This is a genomic window from Candidatus Neoehrlichia procyonis str. RAC413 (assembly GCF_000964795.1).
GTDB classification, from domain to species: domain Bacteria; phylum Pseudomonadota; class Alphaproteobacteria; order Rickettsiales; family Anaplasmataceae; genus Neoehrlichia; species Neoehrlichia procyonis.
Map to the genome: position 1 here is coordinate 892,362 of NZ_LANX01000001.1, position 23,808 is coordinate 916,169.

The window sequence follows — 23,808 nt, forward strand, 5'->3', positions numbered from 1 at the left end:
CTGAGGTAATAATGTCAAATACATCATATAATATAAATAATAATGTACACCCAAAAAAAATAACATGGGAAATTATAAAAAATCAAAAATATACTGAAAATAATCTCTCACAAATATCTTACCTTTATGTTATAAAAGCATGCGACAAAGAAGTTTACACATCTAATAATCAAGAACCTTCATGTAATATTATTATAAAAATCAGTATCTCCATCGAAAATATACTGCTTAATAAATTACTTGATATTGAAATATTACAAGGTATTACATTTCACAAATTTATCAGCAAAAAAAGAAACAATTTATTAAGATTACAAGACTTATCAAAATTTTTTAAAACTTCATTTAATCTAAAGCTTCCTAAAGATATAGAAGAAAGTTTTACTGTAGAATATAAAAAAGCTACACAATTACTTAATAGTTCAATTAACATATAATAACGGTAATATATTTATAATAATATAAATGCAAGATTAGTATGTAATAAATAAAGCTTTTTATATTCCCATATACCAATTAATATTATAACTATATATGTGATAGACTTATATATCATAAATAAATATTAATATTTCTATTTCAAACACGATACTATATTAAGTTTATAGTAAAGAAGTAAATAGAAATAGTTATAATATTAAAATGTAAATAATGGACCTGCATTGTATGAGTATTACCCTATGATAATAATATCAAGTTAATAAACCATTATGCAACCTTATTAAAAACCATGGTATAAAATACAATTTAATAAATAAACATCCATATACTTAACATAGTTTTAAATTATAACTTAACAATATTAGCCCATAATTTTACAACCACAAGTTACTATTTTTATATACCTTTGATATACTTAATAATTTTATAAAAAGTATTAACATCACAATATAATCATCAGTATTGTAATCCACAATTAATATTTAATAAATTTACTAATGATATAAATATATTCACTTACTAAACATCTTGAATAAGCATGATTATGCATAATATCTTATGTCTAGCTCAATATCATATTATAGGATATATCTTATTAGTAATTACAATGTTCAGCCTTTTAGATATTAGTAACAGGAAAATTTCTTATCAATCAACTAACAGTAATAACACAAGTTCTACAAATAATCATAAAATAACACAACTTACAAAATCCTATACAATGTTATTACATTCTATATATACAGCAAATGCTTTAGATAAAAATATAACACCACTCACAGATAATTTTATTTTTAATGATCATAAACACAAAAAAACTTCTCAGGAATTTTTCATTAATCTATCAACTACATCATATAAAATAAAAACTACAAACACCGTATTAAACACAATAACACTTTATACACATTTAGATTATAATTATAATATAATACCTCAAGAAACCGCTAATGTTAATACAACTAATAACAACAGTATTTCTTTAAATTTTTTATCTACTAATTCTCAATTAGATATTAACGATAATAAATTTTTCGAAGAAAAATCTGAGAAAAGCGAGAAAATATTAAATAACGAATATAACGAAGAAGAGTTTTTTGGCAATCTTGAGGAAAACCAAATAGAAATCATTTCTTCTCAAATAAATAATATAACTATATCTTGTATAGGTCATAAAAACGATATTATTATCACTTAAACATAAATAACCCAGCATAAAAGTATTCTATATGCTATTTATTAAAAATTAGTCATTTTGATAAAAAATTTAAATACGTTTAATTCATAATACATATCACTATAAAAAGCTAAGCTGAAAAAACAACTAACTGAATAATAAAGTTTTCTAAAAATGACAATAATAATTAATTTTCACTAGATAGATGATATATTATTAAAAATGTTTTACCTTAAATATATAATATTTCAATGATTTTACATATATATGGATAATCAGTTAAAAAAAAACTTCAAACAAGATACATTTAATTTCATTAAAATGCATGGTACTTCTAATGATTTCGTCATTATAGATAATCGAACAAGTAATGTAAATGGCAATATTAACTATGCAAAAATAGCACATAGAAAAACTGGTATCGGCTGCGATCAAGTTATTGTTATTGATAAGTCCACAAATGCAGATTGTTTTATGCACATATACAATGCAGATGGTAGTAAAGTTGAAATGTGTGGAAATGGAGCAAGATGTGTTGCTTACTTATTAATACAAGAACAAAAAACTAAATCTGTATCTATTGAAACAACTAATCGCATCATTTATGGATCACAAATTAGTCAAGATCAAATACAAATAAATATGGGTAATCCTAAATTTCACTGGAAAGATATACCTCTATCTAAAAAATGCAATACCTTAAATTTACCCATTGTAATTGAAATGGTAAAGCATCCTGTTGGAGTAAATATAGGAAATCCACATATTGTATTCTTTGTTCAATCCATAAATAGTATACCATTAAATAAGTTAGGCCCAATTTTAGAAAATCATCCTTTACTTTCCAATAAAGCAAATATTGGAATAGCAGAAGTTATATCACAAAATCACATAAAGCTAAGAGTTTGGGAACGAGGTGTAGGAGAAACTTCTTCTTGCGGTAGTGGAGCATGTGCGGCAGTAGTAGCAGCTATAAGACGTAAATACACAAAAAATACAGTATTAGTAACGCTCCAAGGTGGAAACCTGTTAATATCTTGGAAAGAAAATAACAGTATCCTAATGAGTGGTACAGTAAATTATGTATTTCATGGAACTTATAGTAATAAATAAGTTATAAGTTGAAAAAAAACAGATTGCTGATACCATACTTTTAAAGTATGTATTAGTTATGGTATGTCACATGAAGGTTACAACAAATATTATATACAAAATCTTAGCTTGTATTTTTCTAATTACTTTTTTTTCAGTTATTACAAAAAAAACAGTAACTGTTTTCTTTAAGAAAAGTGACATAACATCTTACGAAGATTCTAACTATGTTAAAAATATACTAATTGGGTGTCTAAATGTAGTTTTCTCTTGTATTATCTACATGCTAATATTAATATACTGCAATATCAAGCTTATGCTACTACTAATTTCAATAACTAATGAGAAGAAACTTAATCACTTTATATTTTTTGAATCATTTCAATCAAAAATCATGCCTTTGCTATTAAATACATACATCACTAGCTTGCATAGCGTAATAGATAAGAGTCGTTTAACAAAATCACAAAAATTACATATAATGGATAATAATGTTTATGCAAAGTTACAAGAATCTTTAAAAATAATACATTCCTTTTATTATCATACAGAACTTTGCAAGTAAGCATGTACGTATAACAAAAAGTGAGGTATTTATAGTTTTACAATGCAATGTATATAATTCTAGTCTTTCATTATTCAATGAGTAATTTATGAAAAGTAGCTTTTTTTTTATAAAAAGTAATTTATTATCCTTAGTGTCAAAAATAGTTAGTTTTTTACCTACTGTAAATGAAATACCACAGTTTTTAAAAAACAAATGCACACATCTTAAGGAAGAATTTATGTTTATAAAAAGTAAATCTAAAAATTTACTAGCAACCAATATCGACCTTGGATTATATCATTTTTATAAAGGTAATATTTCAGATGCAAAAACTCGTTTTTGGCTAATAAGTATCGTTAAACCACACCTACCTATATCGTATTACAATATTGGAAGATGTTACTTTATATCAAGAGATTTTAAAAAGGCAGAACAATATTTTCTTAAAGCTATAGCATTAGATAAAAATTATGATGAAGCAATTTACTATCTTAATAAAATAAAAGCTCCATATAAAGTCACTCACGTACCTGATAATATTGTTCAGCAGTACTTTAACTATACAAGTGAATACTTTGTAGAGCATTGGGTAATTACAAAACGATACAGGGCACACGAATACGTAAGATCTTTAATAGTAAACTTCTTTGGTGAATTATCCTGTAACATAGATATTTTAGATTTAGGTTGTGGAACTGGAATATGCGGTCAGTTTTTAAAAATAAAAAACATAGGTAAACATATCACAGGAATTGATATATCCAGTCATATGATACACATAGCAAGAGGATGTTTTGTAAATGGCAAACAAGCATACAATGAACTAATAAATATTAATATGCATGACTTTTTAAAAAGTAACAATAAACCCTACGATGCCATAATATTAACAGAGGTTCTTCATTATACAGGAGATCTAAGTTCAATATTTAAATTAGTCAGTACAGCACTAAACCCTAAAGGTATAGTAGTAGGCTTAGTAAGAGAAATTCACGATGAAAATTTTACTTTTATTCCAGAAGGAGATTTCTTTTGTCACTCATTAAATTATATCAAAAATACAATGCTTCAAGCAAACATGAAAATTACCTACAGTAGCAATTGTAAAATATATGGCAACCAAATAGATGGCATATTATTCACCGCTAGTCTTGCTACATAAATATTTTATTCATGTTTATTTTACATTCTTAATATGACATCATTTATATTCCGCTTATTTGGTTAATACTATAACTTATCAAGTATATAATAGGCTTTTTTTTTTTAAACTAGAATTTCTATAGCTAAAAGCTTCTATAATAATTTTCGCTATTAATCCATCCTTTGCCTCCCATATACATTTATCCATACACTAAATACATTTACAGGAAAAATTTTTAAACATATAAAGCGTATTTTATATACTCCTACTAGAAACGCTTTTCATATCAACTTTTTATAAAAACCAATAGCAGAAAAAATATAGAAAATTTATTTTCAACCCAATAAGACTAATTTACTTGAATAGACATAACTATATATAAAACAGCAATAATAAATTATTCAACTTATTTAATTAATAAAATTAATATATTTTTAAAAATTAAAAATATTTTTAATATTTATATATTAACTAAATAATACCTGGCATTGACAATTTTATAAAATTTTTTATTATTGTAAGATCATACCTGTAGTATTGCGGTTGTGGTGGAAGTGGTAGACACGCAGCGTTGAGGTCGCTGTGGTTAAGAAACCTTGGAAGTTCGAATCTTCTCAGCCGCACCAGCCGCTTAATAATCATGAGTGTTACATGCAAAATATATTTGACAGTTCCAATATCAATAATAATTTGATCGAAAGATCTATTTCCGAAATACGTCGTAGTACACCTGTATTATTATATAATAACAATAGTTTTTTATTAATTTGTTCTAGTGAATTAACCAACGCAGAACTACTACAAAAATTAACATTATTTTCAAGTCAGGTTTATTTATTGCTTACCGCAAACAGGCTAAATTATATTTATAACTCAAATTCATGCGTGTTATCAAGAGTTTTAGTTAATAACTATACCATTGATGAAATATACTCTTTACTAGCAGGTCATAGCGTATTGAAAACAATTCCACTTGATAAAAACAAAATCATCCCTAGTACTAACATATTAGATCAATGTGCTATTTCTTTAACTAAATTAGCAAAGCTTTTACCATCAGTATTAGTAATTGACATAAAATTTGAAAGCCTCAACAACATGATAAATTGGTGTAACAATAATGGCATATTATATTTGCAAAAAAGTGTACTTGATCAATATAAATATAATTATGCCCTAAATGAAGTATGTAGTTCTTCTTTATTCTTACAAAATTGTTGCAAATCTAAAATAATTGTATATAGACCAAATATTGGTGAACTTGAACACTATGCAATAATTATAGGAGAACCTAATTTTAGCAACCCTCTAGTAAGAATACATTCATCATGTTACACTGGAGATTTATTAGGTAGTCTATCATGCGATTGCAGAAATCAGTTACACACAGCAATTAAATTAATGCAGAACAACCAAAAAGGAGGCATTATATTATATCTAGCACAAGATGGCAGGGGCATAGGACTAGCAAATAAAATAAGAACTTATCAACTGCAAACAGAAAATAATTTTGACACTGTAGATGCCAATAGATTTTTTGGATTTGAAGACGACGAAAGAGTTTTTATCCCTGCAATAACAATGTTAAGAAAGCTGGGAATATCAAAATTGCAGTTAATAACTAATAATCCACATAAAATCTCAGAAATTCAAAATCATGGTTTTCGTATTTCAAAAGTGTTACCAATTGCTATAGATGCAAATAAGTATAATGTTAACTATATTAATACAAAAATAAATAGGCTGGGGCATGTTAGCTAACTTTATGCTAATTTTTTACACTTAACATTAACGTAATGTAAATAAATACATCATAGGCTGTTAAGTGTTTTAAGCCAAATTTAACATAGTTAAACTATGTAATTTACGTAAATTTACAAAATATAAATTATATCTATTAATGGTTAAGAAGCATGTTTAATTTAAAAAACAAAGCAATAAAAAAAACATTATCAAACGATATAGATTCTCAAAGCTGGTACCACGATCGTTATAGTTCTATAATCGTACAAAGAAATATTCTTTTATTACTTGTTATGTTTTCAGTTATTGGAATAGGAGTAAGTACCTTTATTATCTTAACTATTAGTAAAAACAGAACTATCGAGCCTTTTGTGGTAGAAATAGAAAAAAAATCTGGCATTACAACACTAGTTAATCCTATATCTGTAAAACAGTACTCAGCTGATGAAGTTTTAAACAATTATTTTATAATAGAATACATTAGATCTAGAGAACTTTTTGATCCCAACAACTTTCAATACAATTATTATACAAAAGTAAGATTATTTTCTACACAAGATACATACAGTGAATTTCGAAATTGGATAAGATTAAGTAATCCTTCAAGTCCTGTTAATTTGTATTCAAACGTTTCTTCGGGAAACGTAAAAATTAGATCACTACAACATTTAAATCCTGGAAATGTACAAGTAAGATTCACATTGGAATTCAATACTCAAAATGGTTCTGTAATTAAAAAAGATAGAATTGTAACGCTCTCATTTCAATATGTATCGCTTGAAATGAATGAACAACAAAGACAAATCAACCCTTTAGGTTTTCAAATTACTTATTATAGAGCAGATGATGAATTTCTATAATAATATAATAATATAAGTAATATTATTAATATTTAAGTCACTTTATATAGGAAAAATAATGAATTTTTATAAAATTTGTTTAATACTGTTAACATTGATTATAATGATAATCAATAAAACACAAGTCCTCGCTCATAGCAATAGCCCTATATCAATAGATAGTAGGATTAAAACTTTTGTTTACAGTCAAAATGAAATTTTTACTGTAGTATTCAACTACGGATACCACTCATATATTGAATTTTCCAAAGGAGAAACTATTAAAGTTATAGCAATGGGCAATTCTACAAGCTGGAAAGTAAAACCCGTGGATAACAAACTTTTTATTATGCCACTGGAAAAAAATGGCAAAACCAACATGTTAATTGAAACAAACAAAGGAAGAAGCTACGCTTTTGACTTAATATGCAGATCTACAGATACAAAAACATTAAATGCCAGTTTGAACACTGACTATTCTGAATTAAGAGATTTAGCATATATAGTACGTTTTTATTATCCTAAAACTGAAGATGAATTTGATTTAAATAATATAAAAGTATCAACTGTATCTTACAAAAAAAATAGTAATGTTACAAATTCAGTAAAAATAACCCCTAATAGTACTCGCTACAACTATATTTATGATAAATCCTCATCCAACCCCATGATACCGCATGAACTATTCGATGATGGATTTCTTACCTATTTTAAATTCGCTAATAATAACAAAATCATTCCAAAAATATTTATAAAAAACAAACTTGGACAAGAAATTCCTTGTAAGATGCTTCTATTACAAAATTACGTAATAATAAAAGGTGTACATAAAACACTATACCTAAAACATAATAAGGATGCTTTTCTAATTACCAATAAAACATTATAGCAATAAACACAATATGGATTATATATGATGTCAGACGAAATCAAAAATAACACTGATACAGAAATTGTTGACAGTGTAAGCGTTGTAGGAATGAATAAAGGTAAAAAAATTGTTATACTTTCGGTTGTACTGTTAATAGCCGGAATAGCATATTACTTTTTCATCCACAAAACAGATAATACACAGGATAATAATGCATCAAAGCAAGCTGCAGAACAAGAAATTGAAAAATTACTAAAAGACTCACAACTACCAACCCAAGAAACAGCTAATAAAATTGATGTACCACAAAAACTTCCGAGTTTGCCACCTTTAGTAACTCCTAGTTTACCAACAATTCCTGTAATTGAAAAACCAAAAAATAATGCTCCCCCTATTATTGAAGCTCCAACAATTTTACATTTAGAACCAAAAAAAAAATCTGATATACCTTTACCACCACCTATAAAACAACCTTCTATTATAAATCCTATATCAGCATTTACAGGTTATGACAAAGAAAGAAGAGTTACTCCAATGTTAGTAACTTCTGGTAGCGATCAATCAGAAAATAAAGATAATAAGCAGAATCAGCAATTTAACAACAATAGTATTTTAAATTTTACGTCTGCTCCAAACTCAATAGCAACACGTGTTGCTAATTTAAACTATACAATATTACAAGGGAAAATCATTGATGCAGTTTTAGAAACTGCAATAAATTCTGATTTACCAGGAACATTAAGAGCTATAATTTCACGAGATGTGTATTCAGACGCTAATAATATCATCATAATTCCCAAGGGATCTCGATTAATAGGAAGTTATTCTTTTGATGAATCCCAAAGTAACACAAGAGTAAATATTATATGGTCGAGAGTAATATTGCCACATGGAATTGATATTCAAATAGATTCACCTGGAACAGATGAATTAGGAAGACAAGGAGTATCAGGATTTATAGATCAAAAAATAACCAATATTTTAACTTCTACACTACTAATAGCGGGAGTTTCATTTGGCACAGCCATTGCAACATCAAAAATGCCAGCACTTAGCAATAGTATTATAACAACAACGCCTCCAGCACCAGCCGGATCTTTACTTCCTACAACATCAACATCTACTACTTTACCAGTAAAGATTCTTTCTCAAGCAATAGAAGAAGTTTCAGAATCCATTAAGGGTATACTTAAAAAGTATGCTGATGTAAAACCAACAATATATGTAGATCAAGGTACTCTTCTCAAGGTATTCATTAATAAAGATCTTGTATTTCCTAAAGAAGCTATAATTGGTACAAATATTGTAAAGTAAGTTAATAATTAAAAGGGCAAAATAATGACTTATGCAGCGTTAGATACATATCTTGAACCATTACAAGAAATATTTCAAGAAGATGGAGTTAATGAAATTTCTATTAACAAAGAATGTGAAGTATGGATAGAAAAAAAAGGTAATGTAAGATGTGAAAAGATACCTATTCTCACTTTATCACATTTAAAAGCACTTGGCAGGTTAGTTGCACAAGCAACAGAACAAAAAATAAGCGAAGAATTTCCCTTATTATCAGCAACATTACCAAACGGCTATCGTATACAGATTGTTTTTCCCCCAGCATGCGAGTCAACAACTGTTATAATGTCTATAAGAAAGCCTTCTGTTATTCTATTTTCATTAGATGAATATGAAAAAGCAGGAACCTTTGACAATATTATTATCGAAAACGTTATTGATAATATTAATCACCAGTTAACTAACCTTTTACAGGCAAAAAAAATCAAAGAATTTTTAAAAGTCGCTATTATTAATAAAAAAAATATTATAATAAGTGGTGGTACGTCAACTGGAAAAACAACTTTTACTAATGCAGCATTAAGAACCATCCCTAGTACAGAAAGGATAATAACAGTAGAAGATTCTAGAGAAGTAGTATTGTCAGATCATCCAAACAAAGTACATTTAATTGCCTCCAAAGGTGGACAAGGAAGAGCAAAAGTTACAACTCAAGATCTTATTGAGGCATGTTTAAGATTACGTCCCGATAGAATAATTGTAGGAGAATTAAGAGGTGCTGAAGCTTTCAGTTTTTTGCGCGCAATTAATACAGGACATCCCGGTTCTATTTCTACTTTACATGCAGATACACCAAAAATGGCACTTGAACAATTAAAACTTATGGTAATGCAAGCAGGACTTGGTATCCCTCCTGAACAAATTGCTGATTATATTTTAAACATTATTGACATTATTATACAATTAAAACGAACATCTGAAGGCATAAGATATGTTTCAGAAATATTATTCACTAAATCTTTACACAAAAGCATTTAAGATATAATAATCTTTTAAACAAGCGAGTTATATACTATGATGGATAGTAAAAACGTAAATCATATACGTAATATTTTGTTTCTCATTGTTGGATTATTTTCTCTTTTAGAGTTTTGCTTCTATATATCAGGTGTACTATTTATAATGAGTGTATGGGGTATTAATAGTATTGATTTTAAAGTTATCAATCCAAGTATAAGTAACTTTCCAAGTAGATTGTGGCCTACTATTTTCAGTTATGTACAACACTGGTGGTATAATCCATCTTTATACAACATATCTCTAGTTTTAAAGCTTTTTACATCACTATCAGCACCATTATGCATATTAGGAATTGTATTTTGGAATCTAAGAACAATATTATTTGATTGGAGACCATTTAAAAAGAAAGAATCTTTACACGGAGATTCTAGATGGGCAACAGAAAAAGATATACGTAAAATTGGCTTGCGTAGTAAAAAAGGAATATTATTAGGAAAAGATAAAAAAGGTTATCTTGTTGCAGATGGCTACCAACATGCTTTATTATTCGCACCTACAGGATCTGGAAAAGGTGTTGGTTTTGTAATTCCAAATTTATTATTTTGGGAGGATTCTGTAATTGTACATGACATAAAACTAGAAAATTACGATCTCACAAGTGGTTGGCGAAAGAAAAAAGGACAAGAAGTCTATGTATGGAATCCAGCTCAACCTGATGGTATAAGTCATTGTTATAATCCATTAGACTGGATAAGTTCAAAACCGGGACAGATGGTCGATGACGTACAGAAAATAGCAAACTTAATAATGCCTGAGCAAGATTTTTGGTACAATGAAGCCCGTAGCTTATTTGTAGGAGTAGTACTATATTTACTTGCTGTACCAGAAAAAACAAAATCTTTTGGAGAAGTAGTACGCACTATGCGCAGTGATGACGTAGTATACAATCTTGCAGTTGTATTGGATACCATAGGGAAAAACATTCATCCAGTTGCATATATGAACATTGCTGCTTTCTTGCAAAAAGCAGATAAAGAACGCTCCGGTGTTGTATCCACTATGAATTCATCCTTAGAACTATGGGCAAACCCTTTGATAGACACAGCAACAGCTTCAAGTGATTTCAACATTCAAGAATTTAAAAAGAAAAAAGTCACAGTTTATGTAGGGTTAACACCCGATAATTTAACACGCCTTCGTCCACTAATGCAAGTATTTTATCAACAGGCTACAGAATTTCTATGCAGAGCTCTTCCATCTGATGACGAGCCTTATGGCGTATTATTCCTAATGGACGAATTTCCAACCCTTGGAAAGATGGAACAATTTCAAACAGGAATTGCGTATTTTCGTGGATACAGAGTAAGATTATTTTTAATAATACAAGATACTGAACAATTAAAAGGAATATATGAAGAAGCAGGTATGAATTCATTCTTATCAAATTCAACATACAGAATTACCTTTGCAGCCAATAATATTGAAACAGCAAATCTTATTTCTCAACTTATTGGAAACAAAACTGTAAATCAAGAGTCTTTAAATAAGCCTAAATTTTTAGATCTTAATCCTGCATCACGTTCTCTTCATATATCAGAAACGCAAAGAGCACTTTTACTTCCTCAAGAAGTAATAATGTTGCCTAAAGATGAGCAAATATTGTTAATAGAGTCCACTTACCCTATAAAATCACACAAAATAAAATACTACGAAGATAAAACATTTACAAAAAAATTATTTAAAAGTACATTTGTACCAACTCAAGAACCTTATAATCCTCATAATAATGTACCAACAGATAATGGAGAACAAGTGCCGGCTATAGATATGTCAGAACAACTAACACACGATGATCATCCTGGACCTGAAAACGAATCTTTATACGATGAATTTGATGATGAAAATTATGAAGATGAAGGCTTTCTTGACAACATAAATGATGACGAAGATATTGATAATGATGATATAGAAGATATAGAAGATATAGAAGATATAGAAGATGATGACGATTTTTATTACAACAACTATAATCAAGACAACCATCTAAAAGATGATACTAATAACAAAAAGGAAAACCTTAATAATTATGAAGATAGCTCTCACAAACAATAAAAAAAATAATTATAGCATACCTTTATCTTTCATTAATTTTCTAAGATTATTACCAATCTGTTCTATAAGATCTTGTTTTATTTTTTCTCTGCTTTTATGCAAATTACAAAAATGCACATTACGTTCTTGCATAAATTTATCTACAAAGGATTTGTCTTGTATTTGCATTAAAACTTTTTTCATTATTTTTTTTGTACTTTGATTAATGATTTTATCACCAACCAAATTAGCTCCATATTCTGCAGTATTTGAAATTTTGTTAAAGACGCCATAAATACCTTCTTCATACATTAAGTCTGCTATTAGTTTTACTTCATGCAAGCATCCAAAATATGCAATTTCAGGCGATAACCCAGCGTCAACTAAAACCTCAAATGCAACTTTTACTAGAGATGGCATACCACCACATAAAACAACTTGTTCACTAAAAAGATTAGCTTCTACTTCTTCTTTTAGCGTCGTTCTTATAATTACATTACCTAAAGTAACAGATGCAGCATAGGAATTCATTATTAATTCTGTCGTCTTAGTATAATCCTGTATTATATCAACAAAACATACTACTCCTTTGCTATTTAAATATTGACTTCTCACTGCAGGTCCTATTGCTTTAGGAGAAACCATACATACATTAATATAAGGCAATAATTCTATCTGTTTATAGTAAATGCTAAATCCATGAGCTACTATTAATGTTTGTCCAAGTTTTAAAAAAGGCTTTAAATTATTTTCATATATTTCACAATGCAATTCATCTGGCACAAGAAGCACTATAATATCACTATCAGATATTATAGCACTTGATGTACTAACAGCAAAACCATCCTTCTTTGCTACTTCAATACTATTAGATCCATCATATAAAATAACTTCAATTTTACTAACGCTACTATCTCGTAAATTAAGAGCATGGGCCCTACCTTGGGATCCATATCCTACTATTGCAATCCTATGATGTTCTAAGAAACTCGAATCTTTATAAGAATAGATATTCATAAAAATTTTTTCAATATTAAAAAGCAATAAATAATGTTTATGATTTAATTATACATAAAAACAGTGAAGATTATCACTTACATGATAATTAAAATTATCAAAATAACTATCCGTACTAGGAACATTCATATCAAATACCACATGATTATAGTCTCCTATTGTTATAGTTACGTTATTTGTAAAATAATTAATAATGTTACTATTATTAAACTCATTTTTAATATCACTTATTATTTTAATTTTATAAGCAATATGTAATGTATCAGGATTTTCAATCATTACCTGTTCAAATTCTTTGCTTATTGTTTCACTTTTATCTACTAAAACTTCTGATTCCTTATCTATTATAGTTGCTTGTATATCTTCGCTATCCATTGATTTACTTTCGTGTGTTAACACGTCTGGTTCTTTATACTCTATTGTAGACTCCCATAAATCTTCTATTTCTTTGCTTATTGTTTCACTTTTATCTACTAAAACTTCCGATTCTTCTATCATAGTTGCTTGTATATCTTCGCTATCCATTGATTTACTTTCGTGTATCAATACGTCTGGTTCTTTATACTCTATTGTAGGCTTCCATACATCTTCCCTTTCTTTGCTTATTATTTCATTTTTATCTACTAAAACTTCTGATTCCTTATCTATTATAGTTGCTTGTATATCTTCGCTATCCATTGATTTACTTTCGTGTATCAATACGTCTGGTTCTTTATACTCTATTGTAGGCTTCCATACATCTTCCCTTTCTTTGCTTATTATTTCATTTTTATCTACTAAAACTTCTGATTCCTTATCTATTATAGATGCTTGTATATCTTCGCTATCCACTGACTTACTTTCGTGTGTTAACACGTCTGGTTCTTTATACTCTATTGTAGGCTCCCATAAATCTTCTCTTTCTTTGCTTATTGTTTCACTTTTATCTACTAAAACTTCTGATTCCTTATCTATTATAGATGCTTGTATATCTTCGCTATCCATTGATCTATTTTCGTGTATCAACACGTCTAGTTCTTTATACTCTATTGTAGGCTTCCATACATCTTCTCTTTCTTTGCTTATTATTTCATTTTTATCTACTAAAACTTCTGATTCCTTATCTATTATAGATGCTTGTATATCTTCGCTATCCATTGATTTACTTTCGTGTATCAATACGTCTGGTTCTTTATACTCTATTGTAGGCTTCCACACATCTTCTCTTTCTTTGCTTATTATTTCACTTTTATCTACTAAAACTTCTGATTCCTTATCTATTATAGATGCTTGTATATCTTCGCTATCCATTGATCTATTTTCGTGTATCAACACGTCTGGTTCTTTATACTCTATTGTAGGCTCCCATACATCTTCTCTTTCTTTACTTATTGTTTCACTTTTATCTACTAAAACTTCTGATTCCTTATCTATTATAGATGCTTGTATATCTTCGCTATCCACTGACTTACTTTCGTGTGTTAACACGTCTAGTTCTTTATGCTCTATTGCATACTCCCGTACATCTTCTATTTCTTTACTTACTATTTCACTTTTATTTACTAAAACTCCCGATTCCTCTATCATAGTTGCTTGTATATCTTCGCTATCCATTGATTTACTTTCGTGTATCAATACGTCTGGTTCTTTATACTCTATTGTAGGCTCCCATACATCTTCTCTTTCTTTGCTTATTATTTCACTTTTATCTACTAAAACTTCTGATTCCTTATCTATTATAGATGCTTGTATATCTTCGCTATCCATTGATCTATTTTCGTGTATCAACACGTCTGGTTCTTTATGCTCAATTGCATGCTCCTGTACATCTTCTATTTCTTTACTTACTATTTCACTTTTATTTACTAAAACTCCCGATTCCTCTATCATAGTTGCTTGTATATCTTCGCTATCCATTGATTTACTTTCGTGTATCAATACGTCTGGTTCTTTATACTCTATTGTAGGCTCCCATACATCTTCTCTTTCTTTGTTTATTATTTCACTTTTATCTACTAAAACTTCTGATTCCTTATCTATTATAGATGCTTGTATATCTTCGCTATCCATTGATCTATTTTCGTGTATCAACACGTCTGGTTCTTTATGCTCAATTGCATGCTCCTGTACATCTTCTATTGTTTTACCTTCATATACTAAATTTTCTGGTTTTTCACGATTACTAAACTTGTTATTTCCAAATATCAAATTCTTTATACCATCTATTAATGATCGTTCTTTAAGATAATCCATAATAATCTCCTTTGAAATATATTTTATCAGTACATCAAATTTATTAAAAGTATAGAACTATTTTTTAATGTTGCATTTAAAATAGCAAGGAACTATAATCATCAAAGGTTATACAATAATTAACACAAGTGACTCACTTTGTAACAGAAAAGTGCATAAAGTGTAAATATACTGATTGTGTTGAAGTTTGCCCTGTCGATTGTTTTTATGAAGGTGTGAACATGTTAGTAATAGACCCTGAACAGTGTATAGATTGTGGAGTTTGTATACCGGAATGTCCTATTGACGCTATAGTTACTGATGATGCAGTAAAAGACATTTTACAATGTCAGGACGATACATTGAATGAAGAACAAAAAAAGCTTAAAACATTTTACAATATTAATGCGGAATTTTCAAAAAAATGGGAAAATATTACTTCTAGGAAAACTGCCATGAGTAACGCAGATAAACATAAACATGAAAAAAATAAAATACAATATTTTAGTGAAAACATAACATAATCATTAGCTCATAGTTAGCATTGTATCCAATGATTTTCTAGCCATATCACTTACTGATTTTTCTACAGTAACCTCAGGGAACTCCTTTTCTAAACAACTATGCAACTTTTCTAAAGTGTTTAACCGCATATATGGACATTTGCTACAAGATTCACACCCACCATCCGTTGTTTTTAAAAAATAAAAATTGCTTCTAGGAGATACTTTCTTCATTTGATGAAGTATTCCTTCCTCTGTTAAAACAATAAATTCTGACCCTGGTTTATCAGAAGTATACTTTAAAAGTTGAGTAGTCGATCCAATAAAGTGTGCATGCCTTAATAGTTGAGAAGGACATTCTGGATGAGCTATTACATATGCATTAACATATTTTGTCATTAAACCTATAAGCTCACGTTCAGAAAAACTCTCATGAACTATACAACTACCTTGCCATAAAATCATTTTTCTTTTTGTCTCATTTTCTAAAAACTTACCAAGAAACTTATCTGGAGCAAATAATATTGTTTTATCTTCAGGTATTTGACTAATAATCTTTACTGCATTTGACGATGTACAAATTATATCAGAGTAAGATTTTACTTCTGCAGAAGAGTTTATATAAGTAACAGATATACAATCATTATATTTTTGTCTAAATTTTTTAAAATCTTCAGCTTTACAAGAAGTGGCTAAAGAACATCCTGCATTTATATCCGGCAATAGAACTTTTTTTTCTGGGTTAATAATTTTTGCAACTTCTGCCATAAAATATACTCCACAAAAAACTATAATATCAGCATCTGTGGATGCAGCTTTTTTTGACAATTCCAAAGAATCTCCAACAAAATCAGCTATATCTTGAATATCTGATTCTTGATAATAGTGTGCAAGTATAACTGCATTTTTTTTCTTAGATATGCTACGTATTTTGTAAGATATGTCTTCGTACTTATTGCTTAACATGTTTTCAAGTTCCGTATTATTTTAAAATTGTATCAGAAACGCTATTTTTTAACAACCAAATACAAATTTATACATTAAGAACTAAAATTTTGATAAACATAGCTATTTACATGTCTGTTATTGCTTAAAGTAAAAATATCGCATGGTATATAATAAATTTTCACATAATAACTTGTCATTCACATTTATAAATTTATTAAATGTTTTATATTTTATTTACATTATTATACAGTCCATGTAATACATTTTTACAGGTATATATTGTTATATTCGTTAATTCCAAATTTTGTAAAACTATTGTCATTACCACTTATTAACAAAACAGAGATCATTTTTTAATATACCAAAAGCTATTACAGCCAAATATATTTGAAATTGATGTTTTAAAATATTAGAAAAGTTAACACGTCCGGTTCTTTATGCTACATTGCAAGCTCCTGTACATCTTCTCTTTTTTTGCTTATTATTTTCCGTGCAATATATCATCATAGATGAAATAACTATATCAAAAAAATTTTCTTTAAAAATAATCATATTCATATTGCAGTTAACAAGTATCCCCTTAGTCTTATAATAAATCACGTTTCTTAAGACAAGTTTCTGTATTAACCTTAATATTTTTCTGAACATAAGCTACAACTTATATTTAAATTCTTGTTATTATTTACAGATATAAACACACCAATTTTTATACGATCTTACATGTACTATAGAAAATACTATCACTAATAACATAAAACCTAATCAAAATAGTATTTAGGAATTAAAAAATCCATACAAAATTGCTTCCCTATACAAAAATCACATATTAAAATTACTTATAAACTTATGCTTATCAGAAAATTAACAAATCTACATTTATAAAAGAATTTTTTGATTCATTAGTAATAAAGAATCTAAATCACAGTATAAATTTATAATACTATTGCCAATATATTCACAAATTTGACACATGATTTAAATATCATTTAATCATATAAAAATATTCTACAAAATTATGTACAAAAGGTATATGCTAGCTAATAAATTATTTTTGCAAATATAAGCATATTATTTTCATTACTCGTTTTGTAATATTATTAAAAATAAATTTATAGTATTACAATTACATAAAAACTATCAAAAACTGCTCTCTTTATACAGACTATTACAAAGAATTACTATGAAAAAAATTTTTAATTTATTTAATAAAACATCTAAATTTTCTAATACATTTTCAACATTTCTACAATTTACTACTAACGCATTATGGGAAGATAGAAACTACATAAACTTTGCAGAAAACGGGTATATTAAAAATGTGATCGCATTTAGAGCAATAAATATGATTGCCTCTGCTGTAGCATCAGTTCCTCTAATTCTTAGCAAGGTTACTAAAAATGGAACTTTTCAAATCAATAAACATCCTTTATTAAGTTTAATATCACGACCCAACGGTAATATATCAAAAGCTGAATTTATAGAAGGTATTATCACTTACAAACTAATAAGTGGAAATGCATATATTTTATCAGTAGAAAACAATAATATGATTCCTAAAGAACTGTACCTGTTAAGACCTGATAGAGTTGAAATAATTCCAGAAAAAGAAAACACTCCTCTTACTTATCGTTATAAAGTAAGTAATGTTTCATATGATTTTAAAGTTAATAAATTGACTAACTTGTGCAATATACTACATCTAAAGAATTTTCATCCCTTAAATGACTGGTACGGCTTATCACCAATTGAAGCAGCTGCATATAGTATAGATCAACACAATCAATCTGGATCTTGGAATCAAGCAATGTTACAAAATGGGGCTAGGCCAAGTGGAGCATTAATCGTAAATACTACTAAAAATAGTAATGGAACTTTAACACAAGAACAATACCAAAGGTTAAAATCACAAATAGACGAATTTTATACTGGTCCTACAAATTCAGGAAGACCTATATTATTGGAAGGAGGATTAGAATGGAAAGAAATGAGCCTTTCACCAAAAGATATGGATTTTATAGAATCTAAAAATAGTTCTGCTCGTGATATTGCTCTAGCATTCGGAATACCTCCCCAGTTACTAGGAATACCAGGAGATAACACTTACAATAATTTAGCAGAAGCAAGATTAGCATTATGGGAACAGACTATACTGCCTCAATTAGAAAATATACTATCTCATTTTAATTCTTGGTTAACACCTCAATTTGAGCACAGCATGGTACTATCGTACGATAAAGACTCTATCAGTATTTTAACTGAAAAAAGGCAAAAACTTTGGCAATATGTACAAAATTCAACATTTATGACAATAAACGAAAAAAGATCAGCTTTTGGACTACCACCAATAAATAATGGCAATACCTTATAGTAAACTATAAAACATCATTATGCTAAATAAACATCACCATATGTTTATAAAATAATTCAAAATATCATTATCGTTACTCAATGTTTATATTGTAATCATTTTATATAAAATTCACTTACTACCTTAATTTCAATAAGGTTTATAATACAATCACTTTTCACAAGAGTTTTTATGAAAAAAAAAGTATGTAACTTACTACTTGCTAAAAACAATGTTGAGGAATATGGAGTTTTCTCGGGATATGCTAGTGTATTTAACACTATTGATTGTCAAAATGACATAATAAAACCAGGAGCATTTTCTGATACTATAAAAACAGGTAAAAAAATAATGTTTCTATGGCAGCATAACAAAAATGAACCTATAGGCAAAATTATAAGTATGATAGAAGATACTTTTGGTTTGTATATAACAGTGAAATTAATACTAGAAATAAAAAAAGCAAAAGAAGCATATCTCATGATAAAAAAAGGTATAATAAACTCTTTATCTATAGGATACCAAGTAGTAAATTATTACATAGACAAAAACTCAGATTTAAGAATTATAAAAAAAATTGACTTATGGGAAATTAGCTTAGTAACATTTCCTTCTAATATACATGCACAAATAACAAACATTAAAAATACATCCGAAGAAAAACAGTTAAAAATTTTAAATTCTTATATAACTAAAGCTCTATTTATACTAAAAAACTTAAATATACAAAGCTAGCTTTTAGCTCTTTTTATGTTACTTAAGTCAATAATTATTTTATGTATACACCTATCATCTACTTCTTTTATTAAAAAAACCGCACCACTTTTATGCTCAAAAACTTCATCCACTATAGGAATTCTTCCTATCATAGAAAGTATTAGACCTCCTATTGTAACATACTCTTCCTCACAATCCCTTAAATTAATATTTAAAGATTGTTCTAAAGTTTCGACTAATACTCTTGCACTAACTTCTATTTTATTATCAGAAATATTAACAATTTCTTGAACTGAAGATGTATCATGCTCATCACTAATATCACCTACTATTTCTTCTATAAGATCAGCCATAGTAACTAACCCTTCTGTACATCCATACTCATCAAGCACAACTGCAACATTCATATGAGATGACTGCATTTTTATAAACAAATTAACTGCCTTCATTGAAGGCGGCACATATATAACATTATGAATTATATCTTCAATATTAAACTTTTTATTAAATTTAGACATTAAATCCTTAATATGAAGAAAGCCTATTATATTATCTAAATTGTCTTTATATACTGGAATTCTTGTATGTTGTCCTTGTATTATTATCTTTTCAATCAAATTTCCTTCATTTATATCTACAGCATAAATCTCTGCTCTAGGAATCATAATATCTTTTACCGCACAGTCATTAAATTTTATAAGATTATGCAGCACATGAAAGTTGCTCAAATTAAGCTTACTATCATATAACAATTGATGTTCTGTAAATTCTTTAAAACTTGGAAACTTTTTTAATATAAAAGAAAATATGCTATTTTTTAAACACTTATGCCTAGAATCTTTTTTATTTACCTCATCACAAAGCTTATTAACCATACTGAAATATAAACCTCAATATTTTCCTACCAAAAATACATCTTATAACGTAAAGCTTTGTAATTATACAGTAGTTTATGTTAACAAACCTGTTAATAAACATGCACAAAATCTGTAAATAACAACTACTCACATATAATTATCATATTATACACAGAGTTACTCATAAAAAAAACATTTATAAATTTCTACATCTAACATATAATTATTTCAGTTATTAACACTATCCACATATACTTTATAAACATAAATTATGATAGAAGATCAGTACAATATGTACTTTATTCACAAAATTATCCACAAAATTAACAAGAGAGATATTACAAATATAAAGCTGTGCAAAAGAGTTATTCACATAATTCACAGGGTTAATAAAATACATTTATCTATAAGGAATATAATATTATGACAATAATAGAAGATAATGTAATGTTAAAAACCATTACGAACAAGAAAAGGCAGGAAAGAATACCAATATGGTTTATGAGACAGGCTGGAAGGTATCTTCCTGAATACAAAAAAATAAGACAAGAACATGACTTTATGGAAATATGCTACAATTCAAAACTTATACAAGAACTTACTATGCAACCCATAGAAAGATTTGATTTAGACGCAGCAATAATATTCTCAGACATAATGGTAATTCCTGACATTTTGGGATGCAAAGTAGAATTTATAAAGGACTTCGGTCCAAAACTTAAAACGATATCTCACTATTTAGAAATCAATCCAATAGAAAACGCAACAGAAAAACTAGAACCCATCTTTAACGGAATAAAGAGAGTAAAAAAACTATTACACAAAAACAAGTCCCTTATAGGTTTTGCAGGCTCACCATGGACAGTAGCAACCTATATGATAGGAAAAGAGAACAACTTTTCCAAAATCAAGAAGATGTGTTATTTTGACGAAAACAACTTAGAAAACATCATTAATAAAATTACCAAACTAACAATATTCTACTTAATACAACAAATAAAATCTGGAGTAGATATAATACAACTGTTTGACAGTCATGCAGGAATACTCACCCCAAAACTCTTTAACAAATGGGTTATAGAGCCAACAAAAAAAATAGTTTCCCACATAAGAAAAGAATACCCAAATATACCAATAATTGGTTTTCCAAAAGGATCAGGAATAATGTATAAAAATTTTTCAGAAGAAACAGGAGTTTCTGTAACTAGTATAGACTATACCATACCAATAACATGGGCAAGGGACAACATAAAAACTGTCATACAAGGCAATCTAGATCCGTTTCTATTAGCATATAACAAAAACAACATGCTAAAGGAGGTTGAAAAGATAATCAAAGATTCTAATAACATACCCCTAATATTTAATCTAGGACATGGCATACTACCAGATACACCTATAGAAAACATAGAAAGCATGATAGAAGCTGTTAAAAAATTAGCAAAAACTAACCATTAAAAAAAGATCCTTGACAATATACGTATCTACTTTATAAACTTCTAAATAAGTTCTATCTGCTTTTTCCTTATGTAAAAATGAAAGAAAAAAAACACGATTATCATCTAGTAGATCCAAGTCCATGGCCTTTATCTTTTTCTATTTCAGTTTTAGTTACAGCAGTTGGAGCAGTTGGGGTAATACACAAATGGATAATTGGTACAATGATATTACCCATAGGTATAGTATCAACTATTTTAGTCTTGTATAAGTGGTGGAAAGACATAATACTAGAAGCAACAAAAGAAAAATGCTTTACAAAAGTAGTAAAAAAAGGCCTAAGAATATCAATGGCAGTAATTATTCTATCAGAAACTATGTTTTTTGTAAGTTTCTTTTGGTCTTTTTTTAAAGCTTGGTTATTTCCTGTACACATATTTAATGACTTTTCTACTGTATCACGTATATCCTGGCCACCAAGTGATATAGTACCACTAGATCCATGGTCAATACCTTTTTTAAACACAATAATACTTTTACTCTCAGGATGCACTATTACATGGTCTCATTACTCTCTCATAAATCACGATATAAAAAGCACATCTAAGCTATTGGGATATACTATAATTTTAGGTTTTATTTTTTCAGTTTTTCAAATAATAGAGTATTGTCACATAGATTTTGCATTTAAAGAAACAGGAGAGAAAGCTATATACTCTTCCAATTTTTACATGCTTACAGGATTCCATGGATTGCATGTTATAATAGGAACTTTATTTTTACTAGTTTGTTGGTTCAGATCTAGAAATGGTCAACTATTACCAGATTGTCATATAGGATTTGAGTGTGCTGTCTGGTACTGGCATTTTGTTGACGTTATATGGTTGCTTTTATTTTTCTTTGTATATTTAGTCAGTTCATAGTGAAAAAAGTTATAGGACTTGATCCTGGTTTAAACAATACTGGATGGTGTATATTATCATTTAATAATGTTTACGATATTTCCATAATAGATAGTGGTATAATATCAACTTCAAATAAAAATGACATCCCAGATAAATTATATAAGATATACAACAGCCTACTTAGCATAACTCATTCTTATGAAATAAATGAGGCATCAATAGAAAAAATTTTTGTAAATGTTAATCCAAAGTCATCAATGTCATTATGTTATGCAAGGGGAATATCCCTTTTATCATTAAAAGCATCCAGTATTCCAGTTAGTGAATATTCATCAACTTTTGTTAAAAAAACTATAACTGGTAATGGACATGCGACGAAAAGTCAAGTTCTTTTTATGATAAATAGTATACTTAAGTGTAATAACTTATTAATATATGATATATCTGATGCAATAGCAGTAGCAATATGTCACATATATTACTCCAAAAATAGAGCTTTATAGTACCAAAATTATTTATGCTGTTATATAAATAAATATAATAAAAATAATAATGTAAAACATACATTACATTATCTAATAAAACGTATATAAACGTAAAAAATCAAC

21 protein-coding genes and 1 tRNA gene are annotated in these 23,808 nt (G+C 28.0%); 18 read left to right on the forward strand and 4 right to left on the reverse strand.

Features of this window, described 5'->3' with window-relative positions; genetic code table 11:
* Nucleotides 1-11: 11 nt before the first annotated feature.
* The 12 genes from NLO413_RS03300 (at nucleotide 12) to NLO413_RS03355 (ending at nucleotide 12,279) form a co-directional block, all read left to right on the forward strand.
* Nucleotides 12-437 (forward strand): hypothetical protein, encoded by a 426-nt coding sequence (locus NLO413_RS03300; protein WP_045809083.1) that lies wholly within the window; start codon nucleotides 12-14, stop codon nucleotides 435-437.
* 611 nt (nucleotides 438-1,048) lie between these two features.
* Nucleotides 1,049-1,639 carry a hypothetical protein gene (locus tag NLO413_RS03305; RefSeq protein ID WP_156965565.1) on the forward strand — a complete coding sequence of 197 codons (591 nt, stop codon included), beginning with the start codon at nucleotides 1,049-1,051 and terminating at the stop codon, nucleotides 1,637-1,639.
* 246 nt (nucleotides 1,640-1,885) lie between these two features.
* Nucleotides 1,886-2,731 carry a diaminopimelate epimerase gene (gene dapF / locus NLO413_RS03310; RefSeq protein WP_045809085.1) on the forward strand — a complete coding sequence of 282 codons (846 nt, stop codon included), beginning with the start codon at nucleotides 1,886-1,888 and terminating at the stop codon, nucleotides 2,729-2,731.
* A gap of 295 nt (nucleotides 2,732-3,026) precedes the next feature.
* Nucleotides 3,027-3,275 (forward strand): hypothetical protein, encoded by a 249-nt coding sequence (locus tag NLO413_RS04910; RefSeq protein WP_198138899.1) that lies wholly within the window; start codon nucleotides 3,027-3,029, stop codon nucleotides 3,273-3,275.
* An 88-nt stretch (nucleotides 3,276-3,363) separates the two neighbouring features.
* Complete coding sequence (locus NLO413_RS03320) at nucleotides 3,364-4,419, forward strand: methyltransferase domain-containing protein (protein WP_045809087.1); 1,056 nt, start codon at nucleotides 3,364-3,366, stop codon at nucleotides 4,417-4,419.
* 521 nt (nucleotides 4,420-4,940) lie between these two features.
* Nucleotides 4,941-5,027, forward strand: a tRNA-Leu gene (locus tag NLO413_RS03325).
* A gap of 25 nt (nucleotides 5,028-5,052) precedes the next feature.
* Nucleotides 5,053-6,162 carry a GTP cyclohydrolase II gene (locus tag NLO413_RS03330; RefSeq protein ID WP_045809088.1) on the forward strand — a complete coding sequence of 370 codons (1,110 nt, stop codon included), beginning with the start codon at nucleotides 5,053-5,055 and terminating at the stop codon, nucleotides 6,160-6,162.
* A gap of 152 nt (nucleotides 6,163-6,314) precedes the next feature.
* Nucleotides 6,315-7,004, forward strand: a complete 690-nt coding sequence (locus NLO413_RS03335) for a VirB8 family type IV secretion system protein (RefSeq protein ID WP_045809089.1) — start codon at nucleotides 6,315-6,317, stop codon at nucleotides 7,002-7,004.
* Between the two features lie 58 nt (nucleotides 7,005-7,062).
* A complete protein-coding gene (gene virB9 / locus NLO413_RS03340; protein WP_045809090.1) occupies nucleotides 7,063-7,872 on the forward strand; it encodes a P-type conjugative transfer protein VirB9 in 810 nt (269 codons plus the stop codon).
* Nucleotides 7,873-7,899: 27 nt separating this feature from the next.
* Nucleotides 7,900-9,168, forward strand: a complete 1,269-nt coding sequence (locus NLO413_RS03345; protein WP_045809394.1) for a TrbI/VirB10 family protein — start codon at nucleotides 7,900-7,902, stop codon at nucleotides 9,166-9,168.
* A 24-nt stretch (nucleotides 9,169-9,192) separates the two neighbouring features.
* On the forward strand, nucleotides 9,193-10,185 hold the full coding sequence (virB11, locus tag NLO413_RS03350; protein WP_045809091.1) for a P-type DNA transfer ATPase VirB11: 993 nt from the start codon (nucleotides 9,193-9,195) through the stop codon (nucleotides 10,183-10,185).
* 39 nt (nucleotides 10,186-10,224) lie between these two features.
* Nucleotides 10,225-12,279, forward strand: a complete 2,055-nt coding sequence (locus tag NLO413_RS03355; protein WP_045809395.1) for a type IV secretory system conjugative DNA transfer family protein — start codon at nucleotides 10,225-10,227, stop codon at nucleotides 12,277-12,279.
* A gap of 9 nt (nucleotides 12,280-12,288) precedes the next feature.
* Here NLO413_RS03355 and ilvC read toward each other — a convergent pair whose 3' ends face one another.
* Together ilvC and NLO413_RS03365 are read right to left on the reverse strand one after the other, a co-directional pair.
* Entirely contained in the window at nucleotides 12,289-13,275 is a 987-nt protein-coding gene (ilvC, locus tag NLO413_RS03360) for a ketol-acid reductoisomerase (protein ID WP_045809092.1), read from the reverse strand.
* A 48-nt stretch (nucleotides 13,276-13,323) separates the two neighbouring features.
* Nucleotides 13,324-15,507, reverse strand: a complete 2,184-nt coding sequence (locus NLO413_RS03365) for a hypothetical protein (RefSeq protein WP_045809093.1) — start codon at nucleotides 15,505-15,507, stop codon at nucleotides 13,324-13,326.
* Between the two features lie 128 nt (nucleotides 15,508-15,635).
* On the opposite strand from NLO413_RS03365, the gene NLO413_RS03370 reads away from it, so the two are divergent.
* On the forward strand, nucleotides 15,636-16,010 hold the full coding sequence (locus NLO413_RS03370; RefSeq protein ID WP_045809094.1) for a ferredoxin family protein: 375 nt from the start codon (nucleotides 15,636-15,638) through the stop codon (nucleotides 16,008-16,010).
* Nucleotides 16,011-16,013: 3 nt separating this feature from the next.
* Here the strand turns inward: NLO413_RS03370 and nadA are convergent, their stop codons facing one another.
* The gene (nadA, locus tag NLO413_RS03375; RefSeq protein ID WP_045809095.1) at nucleotides 16,014-16,955 is read right to left on the reverse strand and encodes a quinolinate synthase NadA; all 942 of its coding nucleotides are present in this window, start codon (nucleotides 16,953-16,955) and stop codon (nucleotides 16,014-16,016) included.
* 1,162 nt (nucleotides 16,956-18,117) lie between these two features.
* On the opposite strand from nadA, the gene NLO413_RS03380 reads away from it, so the two are divergent.
* Nucleotides 18,118-19,305: a phage portal protein gene (locus NLO413_RS03380; RefSeq protein ID WP_045809096.1), complete on the forward strand. Its 1,188-nt coding sequence runs from the start codon at nucleotides 18,118-18,120 to the stop codon at nucleotides 19,303-19,305.
* 171 nt (nucleotides 19,306-19,476) lie between these two features.
* Nucleotides 19,477-20,019, forward strand: a complete 543-nt coding sequence (locus NLO413_RS03385) for an HK97 family phage prohead protease (protein ID WP_045809097.1) — start codon at nucleotides 19,477-19,479, stop codon at nucleotides 20,017-20,019.
* Here the strand turns inward: NLO413_RS03385 and NLO413_RS03390 are convergent.
* On the reverse strand, nucleotides 20,016-20,876 hold the full coding sequence (locus tag NLO413_RS03390; RefSeq protein WP_045809098.1) for a hemolysin family protein: 861 nt from the start codon (nucleotides 20,874-20,876) through the stop codon (nucleotides 20,016-20,018). The two genes, NLO413_RS03385 and NLO413_RS03390, sit on opposite strands and share 4 nt — an antisense overlap.
* A gap of 405 nt (nucleotides 20,877-21,281) precedes the next feature.
* On the opposite strand from NLO413_RS03390, the gene hemE reads away from it, so the two are divergent.
* From hemE to ruvC, 3 genes are all read left to right on the forward strand, one after another.
* Entirely contained in the window at nucleotides 21,282-22,316 is a 1,035-nt protein-coding gene (gene hemE / locus NLO413_RS03395) for a uroporphyrinogen decarboxylase (protein ID WP_410517978.1), read from the forward strand.
* A gap of 77 nt (nucleotides 22,317-22,393) precedes the next feature.
* Nucleotides 22,394-23,218, forward strand: a complete 825-nt coding sequence (locus NLO413_RS03400) for a cytochrome c oxidase subunit 3 (RefSeq protein WP_045809099.1) — start codon at nucleotides 22,394-22,396, stop codon at nucleotides 23,216-23,218.
* The gene (gene ruvC / locus NLO413_RS03405; protein WP_232295913.1) at nucleotides 23,218-23,703 is read left to right on the forward strand and encodes a crossover junction endodeoxyribonuclease RuvC; all 486 of its coding nucleotides are present in this window, start codon (nucleotides 23,218-23,220) and stop codon (nucleotides 23,701-23,703) included. The genes NLO413_RS03400 and ruvC overlap by 1 nt, the downstream gene beginning before the upstream one ends.
* Nucleotides 23,704-23,808 lie beyond the last annotated feature (105 nt).